General features: G+C 60.3%; 17 protein-coding genes and 1 pseudogene. 15 read left to right on the top strand and 3 right to left on the bottom strand.

Going from position 1 to position 26,884, the window contains the following annotated elements; all coding sequences use genetic code 11:
* The first annotated feature begins 40 nt into the window (after positions 1-40).
* From ACP86_RS10625 to ACP86_RS10640, 4 genes are all read left to right on the top strand, one after another.
* Entirely contained in the window at positions 41-1,564 is a 1,524-nt protein-coding gene (locus tag ACP86_RS10625; protein ID WP_053113710.1) for a diguanylate cyclase, read from the top strand.
* An 82-nt stretch (positions 1,565-1,646) separates the two neighbouring features.
* A complete protein-coding gene (locus ACP86_RS10630; RefSeq protein WP_053113712.1) occupies positions 1,647-2,513 on the top strand; it encodes an MBL fold metallo-hydrolase in 867 nt (288 codons plus the stop codon).
* A gap of 8 nt (positions 2,514-2,521) precedes the next feature.
* Entirely contained in the window at positions 2,522-4,255 is a 1,734-nt protein-coding gene (locus tag ACP86_RS10635; RefSeq protein ID WP_053113714.1) for a SulP family inorganic anion transporter, read from the top strand.
* Between the two features lie 81 nt (positions 4,256-4,336).
* Complete coding sequence (locus ACP86_RS10640) at positions 4,337-4,996, top strand: energy-coupling factor ABC transporter permease (RefSeq protein WP_053113716.1); 660 nt, start codon at positions 4,337-4,339, stop codon at positions 4,994-4,996.
* Positions 4,997-5,008: 12 nt separating this feature from the next.
* Here ACP86_RS10640 and ACP86_RS10645 read toward each other — a convergent pair whose 3' ends face one another.
* Positions 5,009-7,141 (bottom strand): GGDEF and EAL domain-containing protein, encoded by a 2,133-nt coding sequence (locus ACP86_RS10645; RefSeq protein WP_053113719.1) that lies wholly within the window; start codon positions 7,139-7,141, stop codon positions 5,009-5,011.
* Between the two features lie 470 nt (positions 7,142-7,611).
* On the opposite strand from ACP86_RS10645, the gene ACP86_RS10655 reads away from it, so the two are divergent.
* The 6 genes from ACP86_RS10655 to ACP86_RS10680 all read left to right on the top strand — a co-directional run bounded on the left by ACP86_RS10655 (position 7,612) and on the right by ACP86_RS10680 (position 16,639).
* Positions 7,612-9,060, top strand: a complete 1,449-nt coding sequence (locus ACP86_RS10655) for a YfcC family protein (RefSeq protein ID WP_082220558.1) — start codon at positions 7,612-7,614, stop codon at positions 9,058-9,060.
* Positions 9,061-9,096: 36 nt separating this feature from the next.
* Complete coding sequence (locus ACP86_RS10660; RefSeq protein WP_053113725.1) at positions 9,097-10,326, top strand: arginine deiminase; 1,230 nt, start codon at positions 9,097-9,099, stop codon at positions 10,324-10,326.
* An 18-nt stretch (positions 10,327-10,344) separates the two neighbouring features.
* Complete coding sequence (locus ACP86_RS10665) at positions 10,345-11,346, top strand: ornithine carbamoyltransferase (protein ID WP_008177136.1); 1,002 nt, start codon at positions 10,345-10,347, stop codon at positions 11,344-11,346.
* Between the two features lies 1 nt (position 11,347).
* Positions 11,348-12,256, top strand: coding sequence for a carbamate kinase (gene arcC, locus ACP86_RS10670; RefSeq protein WP_053113727.1), 909 nt, complete (start codon positions 11,348-11,350; stop codon positions 12,254-12,256).
* Between the two features lie 82 nt (positions 12,257-12,338).
* Positions 12,339-13,412 carry an efflux RND transporter periplasmic adaptor subunit gene (locus tag ACP86_RS10675; protein WP_082220559.1) on the top strand — a complete coding sequence of 358 codons (1,074 nt, stop codon included), beginning with the start codon at positions 12,339-12,341 and terminating at the stop codon, positions 13,410-13,412.
* Positions 13,409-16,639: an efflux RND transporter permease subunit gene (locus ACP86_RS10680; protein ID WP_053113729.1), complete on the top strand. Its 3,231-nt coding sequence runs from the start codon at positions 13,409-13,411 to the stop codon at positions 16,637-16,639. Before ACP86_RS10675 ends, ACP86_RS10680 begins: the two co-directional genes overlap by 4 nt.
* Before the next feature lie 10 nt (positions 16,640-16,649).
* Here ACP86_RS10680 and ACP86_RS10685 read toward each other — a convergent pair whose 3' ends face one another.
* Both ACP86_RS10685 and ACP86_RS10690 read right to left on the bottom strand, forming a co-directional pair.
* On the bottom strand, positions 16,650-17,705 hold the full coding sequence (locus tag ACP86_RS10685) for a GGDEF domain-containing protein (protein WP_014579116.1): 1,056 nt from the start codon (positions 17,703-17,705) through the stop codon (positions 16,650-16,652).
* Positions 17,706-17,824: 119 nt separating this feature from the next.
* Positions 17,825-18,274, bottom strand: coding sequence for a potassium channel family protein (locus tag ACP86_RS10690; RefSeq protein WP_053113731.1), 450 nt, complete (start codon positions 18,272-18,274; stop codon positions 17,825-17,827).
* 153 nt (positions 18,275-18,427) lie between these two features.
* On the opposite strand from ACP86_RS10690, the gene ACP86_RS10695 reads away from it, so the two are divergent.
* From ACP86_RS10695 to ACP86_RS10715, 5 genes and pseudogenes are all read left to right on the top strand, one after another.
* Positions 18,428-19,666, top strand: coding sequence for an efflux RND transporter periplasmic adaptor subunit (locus tag ACP86_RS10695; protein ID WP_053113732.1), 1,239 nt, complete (start codon positions 18,428-18,430; stop codon positions 19,664-19,666).
* A pseudogene (locus tag ACP86_RS10700) lies at positions 19,663-22,825 on the top strand (efflux RND transporter permease subunit). Before ACP86_RS10695 ends, ACP86_RS10700 begins: the two are co-directional and overlap by 4 nt.
* Positions 22,826-22,835: 10 nt before the next feature.
* A complete protein-coding gene (locus ACP86_RS10705) occupies positions 22,836-23,519 on the top strand; it encodes an ABC transporter ATP-binding protein (RefSeq protein ID WP_008177145.1) in 684 nt (227 codons plus the stop codon).
* Positions 23,520-23,526: 7 nt separating this feature from the next.
* Positions 23,527-25,797: an FtsX-like permease family protein gene (locus tag ACP86_RS10710; protein WP_053113736.1), complete on the top strand. Its 2,271-nt coding sequence runs from the start codon at positions 23,527-23,529 to the stop codon at positions 25,795-25,797.
* Positions 25,794-26,873, top strand: a complete 1,080-nt coding sequence (locus ACP86_RS10715; RefSeq protein ID WP_053113739.1) for a lipocalin-like domain-containing protein — start codon at positions 25,794-25,796, stop codon at positions 26,871-26,873. Before ACP86_RS10710 ends, ACP86_RS10715 begins: the two co-directional genes overlap by 4 nt.
* Positions 26,874-26,884 lie beyond the last annotated feature (11 nt).

Genomic DNA, 26,884 nt, shown 5'->3' on the forward strand with positions numbered 1-26,884 from the left:
ACTCTGTTATGAGCAGGGGTGATTCGTCCGTTGGGAGGACATGGTGTCCAAGGCGTCAAGGTCCGGTAACGGGCAGCAAACCGGTTTGTCTGCCCGTTTTTTCCAGAAACTGGCCTCAGGGGTTCCTGGAGTCCTCTTCGTTTATTGGGTGAGTTCGGAAGGCGATTCCCATCGCTGTCCCTTCATTAGCGAACATGTGCAGTCGCTCTTTGGCATTGATCCCGCGGATTTGAGTGATAACGCGGATCCGATTTTTTCAATGATCCACCCGGAAGACGTTGAAGCCGTCATGGAGAGTATCCGTGCCTCGGCGGATACGTTGAGTACCTGGAGCTATCGGGCCCGGCTCAGGCTGGAGAATGGCGGTTACGAGTGGTTTGAGGTTAACGCGGAGCCCGAGCGCCAGCCCGATGGCGGCACTCTCTGGTACGGCCAGTTCCATAACATTCAGCACTACAAGGACCTGGAGCAGAGCCTGCGCGAGAGCGAGGCGGAGTTTTCCTTCCAGGCCGGTTTCCAGCGGCTGATTGCCCGTCTATCCACCGAATTCATCAACCTTGGTTTTGGCACCATTGATCAGTGCATTGATGAACTTCTGAGATCCATCGGCATGTTTTTCAAGGTAGATCGGGCCTATCTTTATTGCTTTTCCGACGACTACGCCGTGATGACCAATACCCATGAGTGGTGCAGGGACGGTGTGCCGGCGCTGCTCGATACCCAGCAGCAGGTGTCGATCGAGAATTTTCACTGGTGGCAGGAACAGATCGAGGGGATGGTCAGTGGCAGCCGGGTGGTGTTTATTGAAGATGTCGACCGGCTGCCCCGGGAAGCTGCACCCGAGCGGGCGCTGCTTCAGGAACAGGGGGTGTCGTCCATGTTCTGCGTGCCAATACGGGTGCGCGGACGGGTGACGGGTTTTTTTGGCGTCGACTCCCTTCGCCGAAGAACCTGGCGTCTGGACCAGGCCGATCTGTTGATTATCGTCTCCGGCCTTTTGTCCGGTGTCCTGGAACGCAACCGTCTGGAAGAAGAGTTGCTGAACCAGTCCATTCGGGACCCGCTGACCGGACTGCACAACCGCCGTTACCTGATGCCAAGGCTGGATGAGATGCTGGGCCGGAGCAACCGCCGGGGGGAACGCTTCGCGCTGGCCATGTTCGACATTGATCACTTCAAAAACATCAATGACTCCATCGGACACCTCGGGGGCGATTATATCCTGCAGCGGTTTGCCGATATTCTGGTAAGCCAGACCCGCTCCATGGATGTGGTTGCCCGCTTCGGAGGGGAAGAATTCATTGTTGTCTTCAGCGCCGTGGAACACGGTGACGTGCGACAGCTTGTGCAGCGAATTCTGGAAGCCGTGCATGAAGAAAGTTTTGTCTTCGATGACGAGGATATACCGGTGACCGTGAGTGCCGGGGTGGCCGGCATAGAGGAATTCGTTGACCGCCCCGCAACGCCGGACGCCCTCATCGCCGGAGCGGATTACCGGCTTTATCTGGCCAAACAGGCAGGGCGGGACTGCCTTGTTGATGTATCAGGAACACTGCGCATATAAAAAAAGATCATTTTACCTCATATTACCAAATAGTATATCCTTAGATTAAAATTGATATTTGGATCACTCAGAGGTGACTGTCATGAGCAACCCGATCGTTCAGCATTTTTTTGATGAACCCACCAATACGTTCAGCTACGTGGTGCGTGACCCGGACAGCCAGGCCTGCGCCATTCTTGATTCGGTCCTGGATTTTGATTACGCCGCGGGTACCACCGATGTGCGCTCTGCCGATGAGATTATCGAGTACATTCGCAGCAATGACCTGAAAGTAGAGTGGATCCTGGAAACCCACGTCCACGCAGATCACCTGTCTGCGGCGCCCTACCTGCATGAGAAACTGGGCGGCAAAACCGGTATCGGTGCGCACATTCGCGACGTTCAGGAGATATTTGGCAAGGCGTTTAATGCCGGCACCGAGTTCCAGCGCGACGGCAGCCAGTTCGACAAGCTGTTCAAGGAAGGCGACACCTTTGCCATTGGTGGTCTTGAGGGGCGTGTTCTGCACACCCCGGGCCATACTCCCGCGTGCCTGACCTATGTGGTTGGTGATGCCGCGTTTGTTGGCGACACCCTGTTTATGCCCGATTTCGGCACTGCCCGTTGTGATTTCCCAGGTGGTGATGCCCGCACCCTGTACCAGTCCATCCAGAAGGTACTGTCGCTGCCGGCGGAAACCCGGATTTTCCTGTGCCACGATTACAAGGCACCGGGCCGCGACGAGTACCAGCACATGACTACGGTGGCGGAGCAGAGGGAAGCGAACATTCATGTCCATGAAGGCGTTTCCGAAGAAGAGTTCGTGAAAATGCGCACCGAGCGGGATGCGACCCTGGACATGCCACGGCTGATTCTGCCGTCGGTTCAGGTCAACATGCGGGCAGGGCACATGCCGCCTGCCGAAGACAATGGGCAGGTTTACCTGAAAGTGCCAGTTAACCTGTTCTGAGATTCACGATGAATCTTAAACGCTATCTGCCCATTCTTGACTGGGCGCCACAGTACAGGCGCAATCAGGCCACCAGTGATCTGGTGGCCGCGGTTATCGTGACCGTGATGCTGATTCCCCAGTCCCTGGCTTACGCCTTGCTGGCAGGCCTGCCCGCCCAGGTGGGGCTGTACGCCAGTATCCTGCCGCTGGTGATCTATGCCGTGTTCGGTACCAGCCGCACCTTGTCCGTAGGACCGGTGGCGGTGGCTTCCCTGATGACCGCGGCCGCGCTGGCGCCGCTGGCGGAAGCGGGTACTCCGGAATACGTTTCCGGAGCGATTCTGCTGGCGGTCATGTCAGGCCTGATGCTGACCCTAATGGGTGTTTTCAGGCTTGGCTTCCTCGCCAATTTCCTCAGTCACCCGGTCATTTCCGGCTTTATTACCGCCTCCGGTATTGTCATTGCGGCCAGCCAGCTCAAGCATATTTTCGGGATTCAGGCCTCCGGCCACAACCTGTTGGCGATTGGCCAGTCCCTGATCCGGTCGATCGGCGATACCAATCCGGCGACCCTGGCCGTTGGCATCGGCGCGCTGCTGTTTCTGGTGCTGGCACGCAAGCGCCTGAAGCCGCTTCTGATGGCTGTGGGGCTGGCGCCGGGAAGGGCGGATATCCTGACCAAAACCGCTCCCATTCTGGCGGTTCTGGCCACCACCCTGGTGGCCTGGCAGTTCCAGCTTGATGCCCGGGGTGTGCGCCTGGTGGGCGATGTTCCCCGGGGATTGCCGGAGCTGGCTTTGCCCAGTCTGGATATGGGGCTTTGGCAGCAACTGGCGGTTAGCGCCCTGCTGATCAGCGTGGTCGGTTTCGTGGAATCGGTATCCGTCGGCCAGACTCTGGCCGCCAAGCGGCGCCAGCGAATCGATCCGGACCAGGAACTGATTGGCCTGGGCACCGCCAACCTGGGTGCCGGCTTTTCCGGCGGGATGCCGGTAACCGGCGGTTTCTCCCGCTCGGTGGTCAACTTTGATGCCGGTGCCGAAACGCCGGCCGCGGGCGCCTATGCGGCGGTGGGCATTGCCCTGGCAACGCTGTTCCTGACGCCGGCGATTGCGTATCTGCCCCAGGCGACTCTGGCGGCAACCATCATTGTTGCCGTCGCCACCCTGATCGACTTTCCGGCCCTGGGCCGCACCTGGCGTTATTCCCGGACGGATTTCGGTGCCATGCTCGCCACTATCGTGCTGACACTGGTGCACAGTGTGGAGGCGGGCCTCATCGCGGGTGTGGCCTTGTCCATCGGGCTGTTCCTGTATCGTACCAGCCGTCCTCACAGCGCGGTGGTTGGCCGGGTGCCCGGCACTGAGCACTTCCGCAATGTGCTCCGCCACGACGTGGAGCTGTGCCCCAAGGTCACCTTCCTGAGAGTGGATGAAAGCCTCTACTTCGCCAACGCCCGTTTCCTCGAGGAAACCGTGATGGATCTGTTGACCCGGGAACCGGAACTGAAAGACCTGGTGCTGGTGTGTCCGGCGGTCAACCTGGTGGATGCCTCTGCGCTGGAAAGCCTTGAAACTATCAACGAGCGCCTGAAGGATGCCGGGGTCCGGTTGCATCTTTCCGAGGTGAAAGGGCCGGTGATGGACAGGCTGAAGGGTACGGAACTGCTTTCCCACCTGGGCGGCGAGGTGTATTTGAGCACCTACGAAGCCTGGCAGCGCCTGACCGACCCTGGCAAGCTCGAAAAACAGGTCGCCTGATTAATCAGGATCCGCTTGCGCCGGGGGTGGGGCCGGCCGTTATGATGTCATTCCCGACCTGGTTTCTGCGGTATTTTCGCTATGGGCATGACTGAAAACCTGCTATCGACCAGCCAGTGGATCACCACCCTTCTGCTTTTCCTGGTCATTCTGGTCCGGGCAGTGCGTTCGATTGACTGGCAGGCGTTCCGAAAGGATAGCGCACTCCAGCATTCGTTTTTCGGGGCAGCCGTGGTGCTGGGGTTTGTCTGGCAGTTGCGGGCGGGGATTTCTCCGGGCCTGGCCATCCATATTTTCGGTATCACAGCTTTAACGTTGATGCTGGGTTGGGCTCTGGCGGTTCTTTCGGGGCTGCTGGCCCTGGTGATTACCGTGATTACCGGCCGCGAGCCGTTGCTGATGTTTGCCGCCAACGGCCTGGTTACGGTGATGGCGCCGGCACTTGTCAGTCACTGGATCATGCTCTGGGAGCGTCGGCGGGATTTCCAGAATTTTTTCGCCTACATCTTTTTCTGCGGCTTTTTCGGCGCGGGCATTTCGGTGGCCGCTGCGGGCATCGTCATGTGCCTGATGCTATGGACCAGCGGCGTCTATACCTTTGATGAGCTGGTGCATGAATACCTGCGCTATCTGCCTCTGTTCATGATTCCGGAGGGCTTTGTGAATGGCACCCTGGTGACCGGGCTGATGGTGTTTCACCCGGACCGGCTGACAACACTCGATCAGAGGCGTTACCGATAAGCCCATCCCGGCTCAGAGGCCTTCGCCGGAAGCCAGAACCGGATTGAACGCATCCCCGTGTTTGCCAGACGCCACCCGTTCCTGCCACTGGCGTGCCCAGTCCAGAACCTCCCCTGCGGGCATCGGGCGGGCGATACCATAACCTTGAACAAAGTTACAGCCCATCTGCCGCAGCGCCCGGGCGTGTTCCGCGGTTTCCACCCCTTCAGCGAGTACCGGGTGGGCAAACCGCTGGGCCAGGAAGATCACGCTCTCCACAATGGCGTGGTCGCTGGCATCCTCAAGCATGTTCCGCACGAAACTCTGATCAATCTTGATGATATCCACCGGCAGCGTGCGCAGGTAGGTGAGCGATGAAAATCCCGTGCCGAAGTCATCCAGGGCCACCTGCAGGCCGAGTTTCCGGCACCGAGTGAGGACATTGCTGGCCCGTTTGGTATCCTCAAGGGCCGTTGTTTCCAGTACTTCCAGGGTAATCTGCGCCGGATCGAGATCAGGGTGGCTGTGAAGGTAGCTTTCCAGATAGTCGATAAAGCTTCTGTCCATCAGGTGTGGTGCGCTGATGTTGATACTGATGGCGAGGTTCTCGCCGGCTTCCCTCCAGACGTTCATCCGGTGGATGGCCTCTTTCAGCACCCACTGGCCCAGGGGAGCCTCCAGGTGGCTGTTTTCCACAACGGGCAGAAACTCACCCGGAGAAACCAGGCCCTTTTCCGGGTGGTTCCAGCGGATCAGCGCCTCGAAACCAAGCAACTGGCAGTCGGTAACCCGGACCTGGGGCTGGAAAAAGAGCTCGAATTCCTCATTTTCGAGCGCCCGGCTGATTTCCATCAGCTGGTTGCGACGGTTCCGGCGATGCTCATCCAGGCCGGGGTCGAAGAAGTGATACTGGTTACGGCCCTTTTCTTTTGCTGAATACATGGCCTGGTCGGCGTGACGGATCAGACCTTCGGCGTCTGCCCCGTCTTCCGGGTAGCGGGTAATGCCGAGGCTTGCCGTCAGGGTAACGCTCTGGTCGCCTACTGGCACGGGTTCGCCAACGGTGGCAAGAAGGCGCTGATAGACCGCGTCGTGATTGTCGTCGCCCTGTAGCAGGAGCACAAACTCGTCGCCACCGATCCTGGCCACCGTGTCGCCACTGCGCATTGATCGTGTCAGCCGCTCGGAAAGGGTCCGCAAGGTCTGATCGCCCGCCCGTTGCCCAAGCTGGTCATTGATGGCCTTGAAGCCGTCCAAATCGAGGTAGCATACCGACAGGCTGCGGCCTTGCCGGTCAGCATGATCCCGGGCGGTGCGCAGCCGCTCCTCAAGCAGCTGGCGATTCGGCAAGCCGGTCAGGTCATCGTAGTTGGCCGCCCGGACCAGTTCCCTGGCGTGGTTCTTGATCGCCGTAATGTCTGAAAACGCCGCAACATGGTAGTGCTGGGCGGGTTCGTCCAGGTGTACGCGGCTGATGGCGAGCAGCTCAATGTATTCTTCCCCGTTTTTCCGGCGATTCCAGATTTCACCACACCAGTGACCGGTTTTCTCGATTGATCGCCACATGGACTGGTAATAGCCCGCCGAATGGCGCCCGGAACTGAGAATGGCGGGGTTGAGCCCCAGAACCTCGTTGCGGCTGTAGCCCGTGATCCGGGAAAACGCGGGATTCACATCCAGAATCTGGTTCGACTGATCGGTAATCAGAATGGCTTCGTGGCTGTGGTCAAAGACGCTGGCGGCAATGCGCAGACTGCGTTCACTGTGTTTGCGGTCTGAAATATTGTTGTGGATAGCGATAAAGCCTTGGCCAACGTCCTGATCGGCACTGATCGGAACACAATAGGTATGCACCCAGTAGGGAGAACCGGCCTTGGTGTAGTGAAGGATATCCTCTTCAATAACCTCCGCCTGGCGCAGCTTCTGGTTGATGCGTTTCGCAGTCTCCGGGTTCGTGCCGGGCCCGTACAACACGTCTCCCGGGAAGCGCCCCTTAACCTCATGAAGGCGGTAACCCGTGTGCTTTTCAAAGCTGGGATTGACCCACTCGATACGCCCCGCGTTGTCCAGCATGACCAGAAAGTTGGGCGTTACCGAGGCAATCAGGGCGAGCCGACCGGGGTCGATGTCTGAGGGCGGATTGATCGCAGTCGGGCGTCTGGCCATAAGAGCGGATTCCGGTTTCTGGGCTGGTAAATGTTACGAACTCCCTTGCCTTTGAGACACTTTTGTAAGTGTAGCAGTTGAGCAAACATTCAACGTCCATAGTTTAGGCAACGGGTCGGGGTATGGGGCTGGCTGTGTCTGGATTCTCCAATCAGGGTCCAATAGGGCAGGATAGGATGCCGGAACGGCGCTGGAAAACTATTGGTTGTTGGTCGAAGGGAATTGATGGGTGTCAGTTTTTTGCCAGATTGTTGTCGGTGTTCACGGTTGCCAGCTGGGCCACCGGGGCTTTTTCGGGGTCTGTTAAAACTTGCTCTACCTCAACTTCGGAAATGACTTGATGAACTATGCTGTTGCCATGCAGATCTGAACCAGTGGCGCGCAGCCACGTGAGGATGTGTTCAGCCCCTCCCCGAGGTTCCCGGAAAGGAGCTGTCTGCACAATGCGATTAAGGACAGGAGACCGCATCGTGACTGAAGACGAAACGCCGCCCGAAAATGCCGAAAACGATCTTGCTTCGCGATTCCCCACAGCTTACACCATTCTGTTCTGTCTGATTGCCCTGGTCGCTGCTCTGACCTGGATTATCCCGGCAGGGCAATATGAACGGGCGATGAATGAAGAGGTCGGGCGAGAGGTTGCTGTGCCTGGCACCTACCAAACGGTGGACCCCAACCCCCAGGGCTTTGTTGATGTCATGCTGGCACCGACTGCCGGGTTCTACGATCCCGACAGTTACGCGGCCAACGCCATTGATGTTGCCCTGTTCGTGCTGTTTCTCGGGGGCTTTCTCGGGGTGATGAATGCAACCGGTGCCATAGATACCGGCATTCGCAGCGCCATGCGACACCTGGAAGGCCATGAAATCTGGATGATTCCTATCCTGATGACCCTGTTTGCCCTGGGTGGCACCACCTACGGGATGGCCGAGGAAACCCTGGCCTTCTACGCGATTCTGGTTCCCGTCATACTCGCGGCCGGCTACGACGCAGTGACCGGTGTTGCCATTATCCTGGTCGGTGCCGGGGTTGGCGTGCTTGGCTCCACCATCAATCCCTTCGCCACCGTGATCGCCGCCAATGCAGCCGGCATACCGTTTACCGACGGCATCGTGCTGCGTTTCATTCTGCTGATCGGTGGCCTGCTGATCTGCATTGCCTATGTCATGCGGTATGCCCACCGGGTCAAGGCAGACCCGTCACGTTCGGTGGTGTCAAAGCAGTGGGCAGCCCACCGTAAGCTGTTCCTGCAGGGGCATGATGAAGAGATTCACAGCGCAAGCCTCACCACCATTCAGATCATTTCCCTGATTATCTTCGGGCTGACCTTTGCGGTGATGATCTGGGGCGTGTCCTCCCAGGGTTGGTGGATGGCACGAATGGGGGCCCTGTTCTTCGGCGCCGCGATTGTGATTGGCCTTATTGCCCGCCTGGGCGAAAAGAAACTGACCGGCAGCTTTGTGGATGGCGCCCGGGATCTTCTAGGTGTCGCCCTGGTGGTTGGCCTTGCCCGCGGCATCGTGGTGATCATGGAGCAGGGCATGATTGCCGATACCATCCTGCACAGCGCCGAAACCTCCCTGGGTGGTTTGCCGGAGCTGGCTTTTATCAACCTGATGTTCTGGATCGAGGTGGGCATGAGTTTCTTCGTGCCCTCGTCCTCCGGGCTGGCTGTGCTGTCCATGCCGATCCTTGCGCCGCTGGCGGATTTTGCCAACGTCGGGCGGGACCTGGTGGTGACCGCCTACCAGTCCGCCAACGGCCTGGTGAACCTGATCAATCCCACCTTCGCGGTTGTGGTTGGCGGGCTTGCCATCGGGCGGGTGTCCTACGATCGATGGCTCGCCTTCATCTGGCCCTTGCTGCTTATTCTGACGGTGTTTATCACCGTGGTCATCAGCGTCGGCACACTCTTGTGAACCTCGCTTTAAGCATCCGGCAAAAGGAGTTTTGTCATGTCTGAACAAACACTTGGAGTGCACTCTGAAACCGGGACCCTGCGCCAGGTCATCATCTGCCGGCCGGGCCTGGCTCACCGGCGGTTGACGCCGTCCAACTGCAATGCCCTGTTGTTCGATGATGTGTTCTGGGTCAAGCAGGCCCAGAAAGATCATGACGTGTTTGCCAGCGTGATGCGTGGTCGGGGCGTGGAGGTGCTCGATGTCAACGAGTTGCTGGCGGAAACGCTGGCGATTCCTGAGGGCCGGGCCTGGATTCTGGACCACCGGATCAACTGGAACCACATCGGCGTGGGCATGGTGTCGGATCTGCGGGCCTGGATGGACGAGCTCCCCGAAAAGGCACTCGCCGAATTCCTGATCGGTGGCCTGGAGGTGGGGGATCTGCCATTCGATCCCGTCGGTCTGTTTGGCAACCACCTCGGGCGTTTCGGCTTTGTTCTGCCGCCACTGCCCAACTTCCTGTTCACCCGTGACAACAGCGCCTGGGTATATGGCGGGGTCACCCTTAACCCCATGTACTGGGTTGCCCGTAAGCCTGAAACCCTTCTGATGGCCGCTATCTACCGATTCCACCCGAAATTCGCCGGCAAGGTGAACGTGCACTGGGGCGACCCACTGGAAGACCATGGCCTGGCCACCCTGGAGGGTGGGGACATCATGCCGCTGGGGAATAGAACGGTTCTGGTAGGCATGGGCGAGCGATCCTCTCCCCAGGCCATCGGTCAGCTGTCGAAAGCCTTGTTTGATGGCGGCATGGTGGACCGGGTGATTGCCTGCCAGTTGCCCAAAACCCGTTCGGCCATGCATCTGGATACCGTGTTTACCTTCTGTGGCGGCAATGTGGTTACTGCCTTCAAGGAGGTGGCCGATGCCGTGATCTGCTACGACCTGCGCCCCGGTGAGGGAGCGAAGACGCTGGCCTTCAACCAGGATTCCCGGCATCTGTTCGAGGTGGTTGCTGAAATTCTCGGCTACCCGGCCCTGGAAGTCGTGGCAACCGGCGGCGACACGCCGGAAGAACGCGAGCGGGAACAGTGGAACGACGGCAACAATGTGCTGGCCCTGAGCCCTGGTGTGGTTGTCGGCTACGACCGCAACGACGATACCAACGCGGCGCTTTCGGCCGCGGGTATCGAGGTTCTGGCCATACCCGGTGCCGAGCTGGGACGTGGCCGGGGCGGGGGTCGGTGCATGAGTTGCCCGACCATCCGGGACGCGATCTGAGAGCCAGGGAGAAACGTTATGGCATTCAATCTCAAGAACCGACATTTTCTTACCCTGCGGCATTTCAGCCCCAGGGAAATCGCTTTTTTACTGAAGCTGTCTGCGGATCTGAAGACGGCCAAGTACGCGGGCACCGAAGTGCCCAAGCTCGAAGGCAAGGATATCGCTCTGATCTTCGAGAAGAATTCCACGCGGACCCGGGTCGGGTTTGAAGTTGCTGCCTTCGACCAGGGGGCGCGGGTAACTTACCTGGGGCCGACCGGAACCCACATTGGCCACAAGGAATCAGTGAAAGACACTGCCCGGGTTCTTGGCCGGGTTTACGATGCCATTGAGTATCGGGGATTCGGACAATCGGTTGTGGAAGAGCTGGCACAGTACGCCGGCGTGCCGGTCTACAACGGGCTCACCAATGAATTTCACCCCACCCAGATCCTGGCGGATTTTCTGACCATGCAGGAGCATGTGGAAAAGCCGTTGCGGGATGTGGCCTACGTGTTCATCGGCGATGCCGCCAACAATATGGGCGACAGCCTGCTGATCGGTGGCGCCAAGATGGGCATGGACGTGCGCTTGTGCGCACCAAAAGCCTGCTGGCCTGGCCAGACCGTTCAGGAGGAGGCCCGGGCGCTGGCGGCCGAAACCGGAGCGCGCATTACCATCACGGAGGATGTTGACGCCGCCGTTTCCGGCGTCGATTTCGTGTATACCGATGTCTGGGTCTCGATGGGCGAACCGAAAGAAAAGTGGGCCGAACGGATCAAATTGCTGATGCCTTACCAGGTGAATGCGGCCCTGATGGCCAAAACCGGCAATCCGCGGGTTCGGTTTATGCACTGTCTGCCGGCCTTTCACAACACCGAGACGGTGGTGGGGAAGGAGATTCAGGAGACCTATGGCATCGACGCCATGGAGGTGACTGAAGAGGTCTTCGAAAGCCCCGCCTCGATTGTTTTCGATCAGGCCGAGAACCGCATGCACACCATCAAGGCCGTCCTCGTGGCGACCCTGGGAGGCTGACATGTTGGTTGTGGCAGCGTTGGGGGGGAATGCCCTGCTGAAACGCGGAGAACCGCTGACGGCAGGGGTCCAGCGTAAAAATGTGCAGATTGCGGCCCGATCGCTGGCCGCGGTTGTCCGGGCGGGCCACGACCTGGTGGTCACCCATGGGAATGGGCCACAGGTCGGGCTGCTGGCTTTACAGGGTGCCTCCTACAAACCGGATGAGGCCTACCCGCTGGATGTCCTGGGAGCGGAAACCGAGGGCATGATCGGCTACATGATCGAACAGGAGCTGGAGAACGCCCTGGAACATGACCGGCCTGTCGCAACCCTGCTGACCCAGGTAGTGGTGGATCCCAGAGACCCGGCTTTTGAAAAGCCGACCAAGTTTGTCGGGCCGGTCTACGATCGTGAAGAGGCCGAGCGCCGGGCCGCCGGTGCGGGCTGGAGCATTGCGCCGGATGGCGACAAGTGGCGCCGGGTAGTGCCTTCGCCCAAACCCCTGGAAATACCGGACATGCGCGTACTGAAGTTACTGCTCGACCAGGGCGTGGTTGTGGTGTGTGCCGGTGGTGGCGGAATACCGGTGCTGCGACGTGAAGACGGCAGCATGGTGGGCATTGAAGCGGTTATCGACAAGGACGCCGCCAGTGCATTGTTGGCCAGCCAACTGGGAGCGGACGCGCTGCTCTTGCTTACCGATGTGGATGCGGTCTACCGGGATTTCGGTACCGACCAGTCGACGCCGCTTTCCGAACTGACCGTGGCCGAGGCACGGGCACTGGAGATGCCGGCCGGGTCCATGGGCCCGAAACTGCAGGCCGCCTGCGATTTTGCCGAGGCTGGTGGGATAAGCGGCATCGGCCGGTTGCAGGATGCCGTGGCTATCCTTGACGGCTCGGCGGGCACCCGCGTATCGGCCGGCTAGCTGTTCCTTCCGTGTTTTCCGGGTCCAGATTCTGATAATATTTTGTTATTAGGTAATAACCAGAATTTTCCGGAGGTGCCTTATGGGGCGAATGGCTGCCGCAGGATTGCTTGTAACTCTCGGCCTGCTGGCCCAGGCGGCGCTCGGACAGCAGGCGTCGCCTTCCCGACCGGCGACGACAGCGGTCGTCGAGCTCAGCGAGCTGCAGGAGACCGTGCACCTCGATGGCGTCATTGAAGCCGTACAGCAGAGTACCGTCTCGGCCCAGACCAGTGGCACGGTCCAGAGCCTGCCTTACGACGTGGATGATTCCGTTGCGGCCGGTGATCTGATTGTCCAGCTGGAGGACAGTGAGCAGCGATCCCGTTTGCGTCAGGCCCAGGCCGGGTTGGAAGAGGCTGAAGCCGCATTGGCGGATGCGAGGCAGCGGTTTGAGCGTATTGAAGCGGTGCACGAACGGGGTCTGGTGTCCCGGCAAGAGTTCGATCAGGCCCGTAACAACCTCGCCGCCGCCCGGGCAAGGGTGGAGCGAGCCAAAGGTGCGGTTTCCGAGGCGCAGGAGCAACTCTCCTATACCCGCGTGCTGGCTCCTTACGGTGGCATTCTCACCGAGCGCCATGTCGAGGTTGGCGAATCCGTCAATCCCGGTCAGCCGTTGCTCAGTGGGTTATCCCTGGAACAGCTTCGGGTTGTGGTTGACCTTCCCCAGAAATACGCCAAACTGGCCCGCACGGAGCGTCAGGCGCAGGTTACCCTGGCCGATGGCCGGGTGCTGGAAACCGGTGAGATGACCTTCTACCCCTATGCAAATCCGCAAACTCACACCTTCCGTCTGCGGATGCGCCTGAGTGAACCCAACGGCTCCCTGTTTCCCGGCATGCTGGTTAAAGTCAGCGTGCCGGTTAACAGCCGGGAGGCTCTGTGGGTGCCGGCCAGCAGTCTGATTCAACGCAGCGAGCTCAGAGCCGTGTTCGTGCTGGACCAGCAGGATCAGCCCCGGTTGCGCCAGGTACGCACGGGGGTGCGGGATAACGGCAGGCTCGAGATCCTGGCCGGCCTCAGTGAAGGCGAGCGTGTGGTCACGAACCCCTCCGAACTGGTGGGCAGCGATCGTTTGAATCCGGCTGAAGGCGCGGTCGAGGAGTCGAATCCGTGAGCCGTGATTTGCCGCCCGTTGGCCCATCCGGGGCCATTGCCCGGGTTTTTCAGAACAACCACCTCACCCCGTTGCTGGCCATTCTGGCGATCATTCTTGGTGTGCTGGCGATGGTGGTCACCCCGAAAGAGGAAGAACCCCAGATTGACGTCACCATGGCCGACATCATGGTGGCGTTCCCTGGCGCCAGCACCCGCGAAGTGGAAAGTGCCATCGCCACGCCAGCCGAACAGGTGATGAGCGAGATCCAGGGCGTGGAACACGTCTACTCGGTGTCTCGCCAGGGCCAGGCGGTTATCACGGTTCAGTTTGAGGTGGGCATTCCACGTCAGGAGGCCCTGGTGCGGCTCTACAACCAGGTGTATTCGAACCAGGACTGGCTGCCGGCCAATCTGGGTGCGACCCAGCCGGTGATCAAACCCAGAGGCATCGATGATGTTCCGGTGATGACCCTGACCCTCTACGATCCGGTCAACGGCCACACGGGTGAGGAACTGACCCGCCTGGCGCACATGCTGGAAGTTGCCCTGAAGCGGGTTCCGGGCACCCGGGATGTCTATACCACCGGCGGCATTCCGGATCGCGTGGATATCCGTTTCGATCCGGCGTTGCTGGCTGGCTTCAACCTGACCATCGAGGATATTCGTAACGCCTTGGCCGCGGCCAACACCAGCAGCCAGGAGGCCCGGATTACCCGGGACAATCTGTCGATACCGGTCCAGGCCGGAACGCTTCTGGAAACGGTGGCGGATGTCCGGCGTCTGGTGGTGGGTATGCACAACGGCGCTGCCGTTTACCTGGAGGACGTGACGGATGTCAGCCGTGGTGGCACCGTGGCGGATCAGAGTTTGATGACCGGATTCGGACCGGCCCATGGGGACGGCAAGGCTGGCCAGCCCGGCCAGGTTTACCCGGCGGTTACCCTGGCCATCGCCAAGAAGCCTGGCGAGAACGCCATCAATATCACCACGGCTATTGAAGAACGCCTGGCGCAGTTGCGTAACCGGGCCTTGCCGGAATCCGTGGAGGTGCTGGTCACCCGGAACTATGGCGTAACCGCCTCCCAGAAAGCCCGCAAACTGATTACCGATCTGATCTCCGCCACTTTGTGCGTTGTGCTGCTGGTGCTGGCGGCCATGGGCTGGCGCCAGGCCCTGATTGTCGGCATCGCGGTTCTGATTACCCTGCTGCTGACCCTGGTGTTCTCCTGGGCATGGGGATTTACCCTGAACCGGGTGTCCCTGTTCGCGCTGATATTCTCCATCGGCATCCTGGTGGACGACGGCATCGTCATCACCGAGAACATCAATCGCCGGATCCAGAACTCCCGTCGTGCGGTCAAGGACATCATCCCGGTGGCCGTGGATGAAGTGGGCACGCCTACCATCATGGCCAGTCTCACCATCATGGCGGCGCTGATTCCGATGGCGTTTGTCAGTGGCCTGATGGGCCCCTACATGAGCCCGATTCCGATCAATGCCTCCGCGGGTATGGTGCTGTCCCAGATTGTCGCCTTCGTGGTGGCCCCCTGGCTGGCTTTCAGGCTTCTCAAACACAAGAAGGGGCAGCAGGCTGCCGAAGCCGAGGAGGCGTCCAGCTCTGCGGATGGCGTCAGCCCGTTATCCCTGCGAATTTTCCGGACCGTGCTCGGGCCATTCCTGGGGGACCATCCCTGGCGGCGCCGTTTGCTGGCACTGGGGGTGGTGGGTCTTACCCTCGTGGCTTCGTCATTGCCGGTGTTTCAGGCGGTGATCCTGAAGATGCTGCCCTTCGACAACAAGTCGGAACTGCAGGTTGTGGTCGACATGCCCGAGCGCACGCCCATGGAACAGACCCAGCGAGTGTTGCTGGATATGGGCAGCTACCTGGAAACGGTGGACGAAGTAACCAACTGGCAAACCTACGCCGGCACCGCCTCACCCATCAATTTCAATGGCCTGGTTCGTCAGTATTACCTGCGCGGCGATCCCTACCACGGGGATATACAGATCAATCTCATGGATGAAGAGAGTCGGGACCGGTCGTCCCATACGATTGCACAATCCCTCCGGGACCCACTGACCGAAATCGGTGACCGGTACGGAGCCAGTGTGAAGATTGTCGAAGTGCCGCCCGGGCCGCCGGTACTGTCACCCGTGGTGGCCGAGATTTATGCGGTGGATGAAACCCGCCGGGCAGAGCTGGCCCGGCAAGTGGCCGAAGGCATGACCAGCGTCGATGGCCTGGTGGATATCGACACCACCCTGGAGGCACCCACACGGCAGTGGGAAGTGGTGGTGGATCGGGACCGTGCGGCACGGCTTGGTGTTTCCCAGGCCCAGGTGGTTGGTGCCCTGCAGACCGCCCTGGGGGGAACCGGGGTCAGCTTCCTGCATGATGATCATGCCAAATACCCTGTTCCGATACGGGTGATTCTGGGTGAAGGCGACAAGGCCCAGCCATCGGTGCTGTTATCGCTGAAGGTGCGGAGCCGCAGCGGCGCACTGGTTCCTCTGGCAAGCATTGCGGACGTACGCGAAGCCGACTGGATGGGGGCGATCTACCACAAGGATCTGCTACCGGTAACCTACGTGACGGCAGACATGGCGGGGGAGATCGATTCGCCGCTGTACGGCATGTTTGCCATGGTCGAGCGCCTGAACCAGCAAGCGGGGGCCCCGGAGCAGTATTTCATCGACCAGCCCCCATTGCCGGAAAAGGGCACGCTCAAATGGGACGGCGAATGGCAGATCACCTACGAAACCTTCAGGGACATGGGCGCGGCTTACAGCGTGGGTGTGTTCATGATCTTCGTTCTGCTGGTGGCGCAGTTCCGTTCCTATATTCTGCCGCTGGTGATCATGGCGCCCATCCCGCTGACCCTGATCGGCATCATGCCCGGCCATGCGCTGCTGGGGCGCGAGTTCACGGCCACCAGCATGATTGGCATGATTGCCCTGGCCGGGATCATCGTGCGCAACTCGATCCTGCTGGTGGTGTTTATCCGGCAGCTGATTGAGGAGGGTGTCGAGCTTGATGAGGCGGTGGTTCTGGCGGGCGCGGTGCGCATCAAACCCATCGCGTTGACGGCGATCTCGGCGATGGTGGGTGCTTACTTTATTCTGAACGATCCGATTTTTAACGGCCTGGCGATATCGCTGGTATTTGGCCTGGCCATGTCCACCTTGTTGACCGTTCTGGTGGTGCCATTGCTTTATTACACACTGGCGCGTTGCAAGTGGGTGTGAGCTAGATTGGTTACGCCTGGCAGGGAACCAGAGCGCTGTCGGAGCTGATGATGCGGTTACGTCCGGAATCCTTGGCGTGATAGAGGTACTGGTCGGCTCGGCCGATCAGGCTGCGCAGATCGCCACCGTCCGGACCAAACTGGGCAATGCCGCCGCTGATAGTCAGGCCAATGGATTGATCCTGATAGGGCACGGGGTGAGATTCAATCGCACCCCGGATCTTGTCTGCCACCCGATGAGCCTGGTCTGCGGTGGTGTTGGTGAGCAGAATGGCGAACTCCTCGCCACCCAGCCGGGTGGCCAGATCGGTTGCTCTGAGCGAAGCGCGCAGGGTGCTGGCGACATGCCGGAGCGCAAGGTCGCCGGCCTCATGACCATGCTGATCATTGACCTGTTTGAAATGGTCCAGATCCAGTACCAGCACGGATAGTGGGGTTCCGTTACGGAGGCTGCGTTTGCGCTCCTGTTCAAACACATCGCTGAGGCGCGCCCGGTTGGCGAGGCCGGTCAGTGCGTCAGTTTGGGCCATTTTAAGCAGGCGTGATTCGGATTGCTCCCGAGTGATCTCGTAAATGTGAGAGAACGCGAGGATGGTCAGTGACATCAGCCCCATATTGGCAATAGGAAGGGGCTGTATCATGTCCGGAGCATCCTGGTATTTGAAAAAGAAGATCACGGCTGCCGTGCCCATGAACACGGCAGATACCAGCAGGCCCAGGCGCCGGCCCATCAGAAGGTGGGAAAGGATGGGAATCAACAGGACCCAGGCGAAGACCGTGGTGGTTGCCCGGGGTGATGTGAGTGCGAACATCATGGTGATGCAGAACGGCAGGATAAAGGCGAGAATCCAGCGTTCCAGGTGTCTCGTGTTGCCAATGGCCCAGAGGATGAAAACCGAGTAGCAGGCCATGCCAAGCTCGGCAAAGGCCAGGGGGTAATTCTCTCTCTGGACGTTGAGGGTAAAAAACAGCAGGCCGCTGATGGCGGTAAAGATCAGCAGCGTCTTCAGTACCGCTTTGCGGTAAGGACGGGCAAGGTGCTTCTGTGATTCCCTGTAGCTTTCCATGGGTCTGGTCTGAATGTCCGGCGCTCTGGGGCGATATGTACAAAGATAGTGCACATGCCGCAAGATCCGGGTATTAGATCAGAATCAATGCAAAGTAACCGTCGATCTTAGACTAAAGTCTAGCGGGTGGGCCAGTAGCGCTGCATTTCCACGAACAGGAAGGAGGCACTCCAGGTGATCAGAACCAGCCCGCACAGTGCTTCTATGCCGGTGAGGAAGCGCAGGACTCCGAAGGGTTCGACATCCCCGTAGCCGACGGTGGTAAATGTGGTGAAGGAGAAGTAGACGCAGTCCAGGATACTGCCGCTGAAATTGCCGCCAAGTTCGCCCCAGCCCTCGGCATGGTGCATGAGGTAAAAAGCACCGGCAAAGATCCAGACTTGCAGGGTGTGGGCTGCGAGAACGCCGAACACGGCGGAAATAAGCCGGAAGCGATGACTCTGCCGCATTTTCGACAGGAGTCCACTCAAATTAATCAGTACTTCGTGGTGGATCAGGACCACGACGGCAACGATCAACCCGTTGATCAGCGTTGCGTTCAGGAGATTGACATGATGTTCTACTGCCAAGACAGATACTCTCCGTTGCCATGAATGGAGGATACACCGCGTAAAATTGACGCAGGACCCAGGCTTGTCCGATCCGAAAACGAGCCTTGATTGTATAGTAGTCTGAACCTAACAGCCCGACGGGCTTTTTTTACCTTAGCTGGCCAGCAAGTAATGTCCAAACGACTCATTCCCGTATTGATTCTCGCCGTCGGTATCGCCGGTTTCATGATTCTCAAGATGACACGCCCGGAGCCTGCAGAGGTCAGTGCCACCGAGCGGAGTTGGCGTGTTCAGGTTCAGCAGGTTGAGCCGGGAACCCACACGCCGGTTTTGCCCCTTTACGGAGAGGTTCTTGCGCCTGAGCAACTGACGGTAACCGCTACCCTGGCGGGCCGTATCGGTGCCAGACCGGTAACGGAGGGGCAGCGTGTCAGTGAGGGAGAGCTTCTGGTGGCTCTGGATGAGGCCGATATCCAACCCGCCCTGGCTCAGGCCGAGGCTCAGGTAAACGATCTGAAAGCCCAGATCCGATCGGAGCAGGTGCGCTATCGGAATGACCAGGCAGCGCTGGCCAGCGAGCAGGCGATTCTCGAGAACGCCCGCCGACAGCTGGAGCGAACCCGATCGCTGGTTAGCCGGAACCTGGCCTCCCGCGAAGCGCTGGAGGCGGCCACCGATGCTGCCGCACGAGCCGAGCTGACGGTGAATACCCGGCAGCGCGCGATTGAAGAGCACCCGGCTCGGCTGCAGAGCCTCGAAGCAAAATTGGCCCAGGCCGAGGCAAACCTGCTCAGCACGCGGCGGGATGCCGAACGAGCCCGTATGGTTGCGCCTTTCGACGGCATGGTGACCGATATCCGGGTTGCCGAGGGAGATCAGGTAAGCCGAAACGAACCGCTGCTGTCGCTCTATCCCGTGGATGGTCTTGAACTCAGGGCCCGGGTCCCGGAGATGTTCCGTGGCGAGCTGCTGGATGCGCTGGCCCGCGGGGAAACCCTGACGGCCACCAGCGAGGGGGATCAGCACCGGTTCCGGCTCACCCGCTTCGCTGGCACCAGCGACCCCTCCGGTACCGAAGCCATTCTTGAGCTGGAAGGTGAAGCCCGGGGGATACGACCGGGTGGTCTGATTCCCGTTACCCTGGAGCGGGCGGCACGCAACAATACCGTGTCGATTCCGTTCAGCGCCCTCTACGGTGCCGACAGCGTCTACCTGATGTCCTCTGATGGCCGGATGGAGCGCGCCCGGATCGAGCGCATTGGCGAAGCCCGGGGTAGCAATGGCGAGCGTCGCCTTCTGGTGTCTGGCGAAGCCCTGGTGTCTGGCGCGCAACTGATCACCACACACCTGCCCAATGCGGTGACCGGCCTCAAGGTGGATGTCGCGGATTCCGGAGCTTCGGCACAATGAGGCGGAAAAAGGGCGTCATCGGTTTTTTTTGTTCACCATCGGGTCGCTGCCAACCTGGTGATGCTGGTCATGCTGCTGGGTGGCGTACTGGCACTCACCCGCATGAATATCCAGTTTTTCCCGACTTTTGCCCTGGACGTGGTCAGTGTCCGCGTGGTCTGGAGTGGGGCCTCCGCCGAGGACGTCGAGCAGGGCATCACCAACCCCCTTGAGCAGCGACTGCGAAGCGTCGATGGTCTGAAGAAAATGACCTCCACCTCGGCCCAGAGTGTCTCGTCCATCACGCTTGAGTTCGAGGAGGGCACCAACCCGATCCAGGCCCTGGATGACGTGCGCCAGCAGGTGGACGAGTTCACCAACTTCCCGGCCGAGGCGGAGGAGCCCCAGGTCACCCGCATTGAACGTTATGAACCGGTGGCCCGGTTGCTGGTTTATGGGGATGTCGATCGCAGTGAGTTGCGGCAGATGGCTTACCGGTTTGAAGATGAACTGCTCCAGCGCGGCATTGACCGGGTGTCGATCCGCGGCCTGCCGGAACAGCAGATCAGCATTGATGTACCGGTGGAGCGGCTCGAGACACTGGGGCTTTCACTGGAACAGATAGCCGAACGTGTGGCGGCCATTTCCCGCGACCTGCCAGCGGGCATGATGGCGCAGCAGGATGCCACCCGGGAATTGCGCGCGGTTGAGCAGCGACGCAGCCCGCAGGAATTTGAGAACATTCCGGTGCTCAGTGGTGAGCGGGTTCAGCTCCATCTTGGCGATGTCGCCATCATTCGTCAGGAGGCCCGTGAGAGCCAGGTAACGCTGGAAAAGGACGGCAAGCCGGCGGTTGAGCTGCAGTTGCAGCGATCGGAAAACGGCAATTCGCTGGAAGCGGCCAAAGTCCTGGAAAACTGGCTGACGGATACTCGGCCGGTGCTGCCGCCAACGGTGGAACTGGAGGTGTACGATGAGACCTGGCAACTGCTGGATGATCGTATTTCCCTGCTGGTGAAAAACGGTCTGGGCGGTCTGGTGCTGGTGATCTGTCTGTTGTACCTGTTTTTGCCGGGTCGGGTGGCCCTGTGGGTGGCCGTCGGGATACCCACTGCCTTTCTGGCGGCCATGGCAGTGCTCTGGCTGATCGGTGGTTCCATTAACATGATTTCCCTGTTTGCACTGATCATGGCACTGGGGGTGATCGTCGACGATGCCATTGTGGTGGGCGAGGATGCCGATGCGCATGCGCGGATGGGGGAGGAGTCCATTTATGCCTCGGAAGGTGCGGCCAAGCGCATGGTCTGGCCGGTACTGGCCTCGTCGTTAACCACCGTTGCGGCCTTCATGCCCCTGTTGGTGGTGGGCGGAGTCATCGGCAATATCCTGGGTGATATCCCACTGGTGATGATCTGTGTTCTGGTCGCCTCGCTGCTTGAGTGTTTTATCGTGTTGCCCGCGCACCTGCGCCATGCCTTTGTACCCCGGCGCAAGAAAAAATCTCCGGCGTCGGAGCCGAAAAAGCCGGGCCCGATTGAACGTTTCCGGCAGGGCTTTGAACAGCGGTTCGACCGGTTCCGGGAAGGCCGGTTCCGGCGCTTCTCCCGATACAGTCTTCAGCATCGGGGCGCCACGGTCGCCAGTGCCCTGGCCCTGGCCATCGTGACCATCGGCCTGCTGGCCGGCGGTCGGCTGGGTTTCAACTTCTTCCCGACCCCGGAGCCCTCGGTTTTCTATGCCAACGCAAGCTTTGTGGCCGGCACCGATCGCGGCACGGTGGATGATTTCCTGACCCAGATGCAGACGACGCTCAATGAGACGGAAGAAGCCCTGGGTGGCGATTTCATCCTTCACGCCGTAACGACACGGGGTGCAACCCAGGGCGCCGAGGGCAGCTCCCGAAGTGGTGACGAACTGGGCTCAATGATGATCGAACTGGTGCCTTCCGACCGCCGTTCGGTGCGCAACCCGGAATTCATCACCGAGTGGCGCAGCCGGCTGGAGACCCCCGCCGGGCTGGACAACCTGACGATTTCCGAGCGCCAGGCCGGGCCTCCTGGCCGCGACGTCAACGTGCGGCTGACCGGTGAGAACGCTGAACGCCTAAAGCAGGCCGCCGACGAACTGGGGCAGGCGCTGTCGACGCTGCCTGGCGTACTTGATGTGGAAGATGACATGCCCTGGGGGCGGGAGCAGCTGATTTACCAGGTGAGTGCCTATGGTGAGGCGTTGGGGCTGACCACGTCGGATCTGGGTCGCCAGCTCCGGGCGGCCTTTGATGGTCGCATTGCCCAGATCTACCAGGATGGCCGGGATGAAGTGGAAGTTCGTGTACAGCTGCCACAAGATCAGCGCGAGCGGCTTTCGACCCTGTCTCGTATCACGATCCGGGTTCCGGACGGTCGTTTTGTGCCCCTGACCCAGGTTATGAACCTGGATCACCGGCAGGGTTTCCAGGCCCTGCGACACGCCGAAGGGCGACTGGCTGTTGAGGTGACGTCTGGGCTGAACACCCGGGTCAGCACCACCGATCAGATCCTCACCAGCCTTGAGGCCGAGGCCCTCCCCGACATCGCCAGTCGTTATAACGTGCGTTACAGCTTCGAGGGCCGGGCGGCCGACCAGCGGGAAACCCTGGGTGATATGCAAACCGGCCTGGTTATCGGACTGGCGCTTATGTACGTGGTGCTGGCCTGGGTGTTTGCGTCCTGGAGCCTGCCGCTGATTGTCATGGCCATCATTCCCTTTGCCCTGGTGGGCGCATTGTTGGGCCACTGGCTGATGGGGCTGCAGCTGACCATTCTCTCCCTGTTTGGCCTGTTCGGTCTGTCCGGGATTGTGGTCAATAACGCGATCATCCTCGTAGCCTTCTATAACCAGCAGCGGAAAAAAGGGCTGGACATCACCGATGCGCTCAACGAAGCGGCGGTACAGCGGGTTCGGGCAGTGATGCTGACATCGCTGACAACGATCGGTGGTCTTCTGCCCCTGTTGTTCGAGACGTCCCTGCAGGCCCAGTTCCTGATTCCCATGGCCACGTCCATCGCGTTTGGTCTGGGGCTTTCGACCCTTCTGGTGTTGCTGGTGGTTCCTGCCTTGCTTTCTTGGCTGGAGCAATTCCGGGAATGGCGCGCACGGCGGCATGGCGAGATGGCAGAGCCGATCGGGGCGCCCGAGTGACAGGACAAGCATGGTGGATTCTTTGCTATCGGCCCGAGGCCTGAACAAGCAGTTTCGCAGCGGCGATGAGCCGGTGCCGGTGCTTACCGATTTCTCGTTGCAACTCGGTGCGGGTGAATCGCTGGCGCTGACAGGCCGATCGGGGTCTGGCAAAAGCACCCTGTTGAACATCCTGTGTGGCCTGGAAAAGCCTGATTCAGGTACCGTTCAGGTGCTCGGAGAAACATTTGATGCCCGGTCAACGGAGGCCGCAAGCAAGGCCGACGCGCGCTGGGGCGGTCTACGCCGACAACAGATCGGTGTGGTGTTCCAGGAAGCCAATCTGATGCCCGCCCTGTCGCTGCTGGACAATGTGCGTTTTCGGGCCCGGCTTGCTGGTCAATCCGAGGACGATTGCCGGGACTGGCTGGAGCGACTGGGCATTGGCGAGCTTGCGGACCGCTTTCCGGATCAGGTGTCAGGCGGGCAGCGCCAGCGTGCCTCGCTTGCCATGGTCTTTGCCATGAAGCCGGCCCTGATTCTTGCCGATGAACCAACCGGCAGTCTTGACCGGCATACCGCTGAGGCCGTGATCGGGCAGCTTTTCGAGCTGCAGGCCCGTCACGATTGCGGACTGATCCTCGCCACCCACGATCCCGAACTGGCGACCCGCTGCAGCCAGCACCTGGATCTGGGCCATCTGCCGCAAACCTGAGCCCGCGATGACTCTCCCGGCCGCCCTGTTCAGCCACTACCGTCGCCATCCTCTCCAGTTGCTGGCCCTGGCCGCCATGATTGTGCTTGCCACTATGCTCTGGACGGGCGTCCATCATCTCACCAGCCAGGCCCGGGCCAGTCTCGACCAGAGCGAGTCGGCGGTGGCCGAGCGCCAGCAGGTGGCTCGCACAGATGGTAGCCCCGTAACTGTGGACGACTTCGTGGAGCTGCGTCGAGCCGGGCTTTGTGTCATGCCCTGGCTGGAGGTCTCCGAGCCGGAAGGCGGTCGAGTCGTGGGTGTCGACCCTCTGGCAGCGGGCTGCTTCCAGACCCCCGGAGGGCAGGAGTCGCCCTGGGGTGGGGAGCTGAATGGCCGGCCTTTTGTCGATATCAGTGAAGCGGCGGAACTGGCCCGTGAGCAGGGCAGCGAATTGTCGCTGCTGGTATCTGATGACCACAGCAAGGGCGATCTACCACCCGGCTATCAGCTGGTGCCGTTCAGCGTTGGCCCGGCTACCGGTGAATTGGGTGACAGTTTCCTGTTGAATCTGGATGCCCTCGGGATCCTGGTTCTCCTCATTACCGCTTTGCTGGTGCGAAGTGTTTACCTGCTCGGCCTGGCCCAACGTCGCGACAGCTTTGCCCTGTTGCATCGGTTTGGCGTTCCCCATGGCCGGGTGAACCGCTTGCTGGTTGTCGAGATCCTCTTGCTGGCTGCGGTTTGTGTCCTGCCCGGAATCTGGCTTGGCCGCTGGTTGGCGGCTGGTCTGGGCAGCGGCTTCGGGCAGGCGCTTGAAGGGCTCTTCGATCAGCCGTTATACGCAGGCCAGGGCGGGAGCTGGCTGGTGCCGCTTGTCACCATGATGGCCGTGATTCTGGTAGCTTGCCTGGCGGATTTCCTCCGGCCAATTTTCCGGGGGCTTATGGGAGGCAACCGCCGATACGGCTGCCTGGTGTTGTTGGTTCTGATCGCAGGCCTCGCCTTGACGGTGTGGGTCACCGATCTGCTCTGGCTTTTCATTGCCGTGGCCATGGTTTTCGTGGCGGCGGGAATTCTCGCGCCCAGGCTGATTGCCTCGCTTGCAGACTGGCGGTCCGGCCACGACAGGGATCTGCAGGCACGCTGGCGCCATCAAGAGCTTGCCGTGCTGGCTCGTCGCCTGGCCTTGCCATTGGTAGCCCTGCAGTTCGCCATGGCGATGGTCCTTGCGGTGCAGGCACTGGTTACGACTTTTGAAAGTACGTTTGACCGGTGGCTGGCGCAGAGACTGGAAGCGGACTATTACGTCGAAGTCCCGGAATCAGCAGATGCTGCCCTGGCTCTCGACTGGCTCGCTGAACAGCCGGGGCTCTCTGCTTCCGGGCTGTGGCACCGGGTCATTCGTGGCCGGGCAACCCTGCCGGGCGGCGAGGATGAGGAAGAAACGAGGGTAGACGTCTTTGCCATCGGTCCCGTTGGCCCACTGGTGACCGGTTGGGAGTTGTTTGAATCAGCGCCGCAGCCCTGGCAGCGACTGCAACAGGGCCAGGGCGTGATGGTGAATGAACAGCTGGCGCGCCGGCAGGATATAGCGGTCGGCCAGACATTGACGGTACTTTTCGGAAGCCAGTCCTTCGAATTTCCCGTGCTGGCTATCTATCCGGATTATGGGCGTCCTGCCGGCGAGATCCTGATTCATCCTTCGGTTCTGCCGGCGGATTTCACCACCGGCTTTCAGAGCCTGTCGGTATCGCCAGGCAATCTCTCCATCGAGGAGGTGACCAATGGGCTAAAGCAGGTCTGGCAGGTTGATTCGTTGACGGTCCGGGACAACCGGGCGATTGAGGAGCTTGCCTCCGCCATTTTCGACCAGACCTTTCTGCTGACCCGGGCCATGACCACCCTGACACTCATCCTGTCGGCCATCGCCCTGCTGATGATGGGTTGGGTGTTCTTCTCGACCCGTGCCTGGTATTTCCGGCTGCTTGTGGTGTGGGGGCTGTCACGAAGGCAGGCTTCGGCCCAACTGGTCCGGTTGTCAGTGTCGTTGACCGGTGCCATTGCCCTGCTGGCCCTGCCATTGGGTGTCTGGTTGACCTGGGTGCTGGTGCATCGGATCAATCCCATCGCGTTTGGCTGGTCCCTGCCCATGGCCGTCTATCCGGGGTTCTGGCTGGAGCTTGGTGTGCTCAGCATGCTGATCGGTCTCAGCATCGCCTTACTGATGAGCCGCCAGTTGAAATCGCCGACGGTCGCACCCGTAAACGCCAATGCCCTGGCAGGAGGTGAACGATGAGGCGCTGGATCTTCCTCTGGTTCGCCGTGGTTCTGGCTGGCTGTTCGGAGCCACAGCAAGAGACAGGCTTTGCCGGACTGGCCGGCATCGCGGATAACGAATCCGGTGTGCCCTTTCTGCAGCCCGGGCCGGGAGACCGGCTGTCGTTTCCCGAGGATTATGGCCCCCACCCGCAGCACCGGATCGAATGGTGGTACCTGACCGCCAATTTGAAGACAGAGGATGGCGAGCCCCTTGGCCTGCAATGGACCCAGTTCCGCCAGGCAATCGAGCCGAGGCCGGCAGACGCTGAGCCTCCGGATGCAAATAACTGGCCTTTGGAAGCCGCCTGGATGGCTCACGCCGCAGTAAGCTTTGATACCCGGCACTACTTCGCAGAGAAGCTGGCCCGGGGAGACGTTGGCCACGCCGGAGCCCGGGCAGAGCCGATCGCCGTGTGGCTGGACGACTGGCAGCTTGAGGCTGAACCCGGGCAGAGTTCATGGCGGTTGCAGGTCGCGGCGGATGGCTGGTCCTACGATTTGACCCTGAGGGTCACCGGAAAGCCCGTTGCCCATGGCGATCAGGGTTTCAGCGCCAAATCCGCCGATGGCGAGGGTTCCATGTATTTCAGTCTGGTGGACCTTCAGATCGACGGCAGGATCACCCTGGGCGATCAGACGTTGGACGTCAGTGGGAAGGGTTGGTTTGACCGGGAGTGGAGCAGCCAGTTTCTGAAATCCGGCCAGCAGGGCTGGGACTGGTTTGCGTTGCACCTGGATTCGGGCGACAAACTGATGGCTTTCCAGCTCAGGGAAGAAGACGGTGGCTTTCGTGCCGGAACCTGGATTCCAGCTGATGGCGAGCCCACCGCTCTTGGTGCCGATCAGCTCAACCTCAAACCATTAACCCAGGGCGACGGTTATCCCCGTGCATGGCGTCTGGAAGTGCCAGACTTTGGCCTGAACCTGGAGGTGGCTGCGCCGGCGGGGGACTATCGAAACACCGGGCTCTACCCGTACTGGGAGAGCCCGGTGTCAGTATCCGGCAGCCATGGTGGCGTGGGCTACATGGAACTGACCGGATACGGCGAGTGAACTGCACCGTG

The organism is Marinobacter sp. CP1 (genome assembly GCF_001266795.1).
In the GTDB taxonomy this organism is placed as follows: Bacteria; Pseudomonadota; Gammaproteobacteria; order Pseudomonadales; family Oleiphilaceae; genus Marinobacter; species Marinobacter flavimaris.

What these genes read in the sequence shown, in the direction of transcription:
- ACP86_RS10625 (WP_053113710.1), top strand. Translation starts at nt 41, where the DNA reads ATGGTGTCCAAGGCGTCAAGGTCCGGTAACGGGCAGCAAACCGGTTTG.
- ACP86_RS10630 (WP_053113712.1), top strand. Translation starts at nt 1,647, where the DNA reads ATGAGCAACCCGATCGTTCAGCATTTTTTTGATGAACCCACCAATACG.
- ACP86_RS10635 (WP_053113714.1), top strand. Translation starts at nt 2,522, where the DNA reads ATGAATCTTAAACGCTATCTGCCCATTCTTGACTGGGCGCCACAGTAC.
- ACP86_RS10640 (WP_053113716.1), top strand. Translation starts at nt 4,337, where the DNA reads ATGGGCATGACTGAAAACCTGCTATCGACCAGCCAGTGGATCACCACC.
- ACP86_RS10645 (WP_053113719.1), bottom strand. Translation starts at nt 7,141, where the DNA reads ATGGCCAGACGCCCGACTGCGATCAATCCGCCCTCAGACATCGACCCC.
- ACP86_RS10660 (WP_053113725.1), top strand. Translation starts at nt 9,097, where the DNA reads ATGTCTGAACAAACACTTGGAGTGCACTCTGAAACCGGGACCCTGCGC.
- ACP86_RS10665 (WP_008177136.1), top strand. Translation starts at nt 10,345, where the DNA reads ATGGCATTCAATCTCAAGAACCGACATTTTCTTACCCTGCGGCATTTC.
- arcC (WP_053113727.1), top strand. Translation starts at nt 11,348, where the DNA reads ATGTTGGTTGTGGCAGCGTTGGGGGGGAATGCCCTGCTGAAACGCGGA.
- ACP86_RS10675 (WP_082220559.1), top strand. Translation starts at nt 12,339, where the DNA reads ATGGGGCGAATGGCTGCCGCAGGATTGCTTGTAACTCTCGGCCTGCTG.
- ACP86_RS10685 (WP_014579116.1), bottom strand. Translation starts at nt 17,705, where the DNA reads ATGGAAAGCTACAGGGAATCACAGAAGCACCTTGCCCGTCCTTACCGC.
- ACP86_RS10695 (WP_053113732.1), top strand. Translation starts at nt 18,428, where the DNA reads ATGTCCAAACGACTCATTCCCGTATTGATTCTCGCCGTCGGTATCGCC.
- ACP86_RS10705 (WP_008177145.1), top strand. Translation starts at nt 22,836, where the DNA reads ATGGTGGATTCTTTGCTATCGGCCCGAGGCCTGAACAAGCAGTTTCGC.
- ACP86_RS10710 (WP_053113736.1), top strand. Translation starts at nt 23,527, where the DNA reads ATGACTCTCCCGGCCGCCCTGTTCAGCCACTACCGTCGCCATCCTCTC.
- ACP86_RS10715 (WP_053113739.1), top strand. Translation starts at nt 25,794, where the DNA reads ATGAGGCGCTGGATCTTCCTCTGGTTCGCCGTGGTTCTGGCTGGCTGT.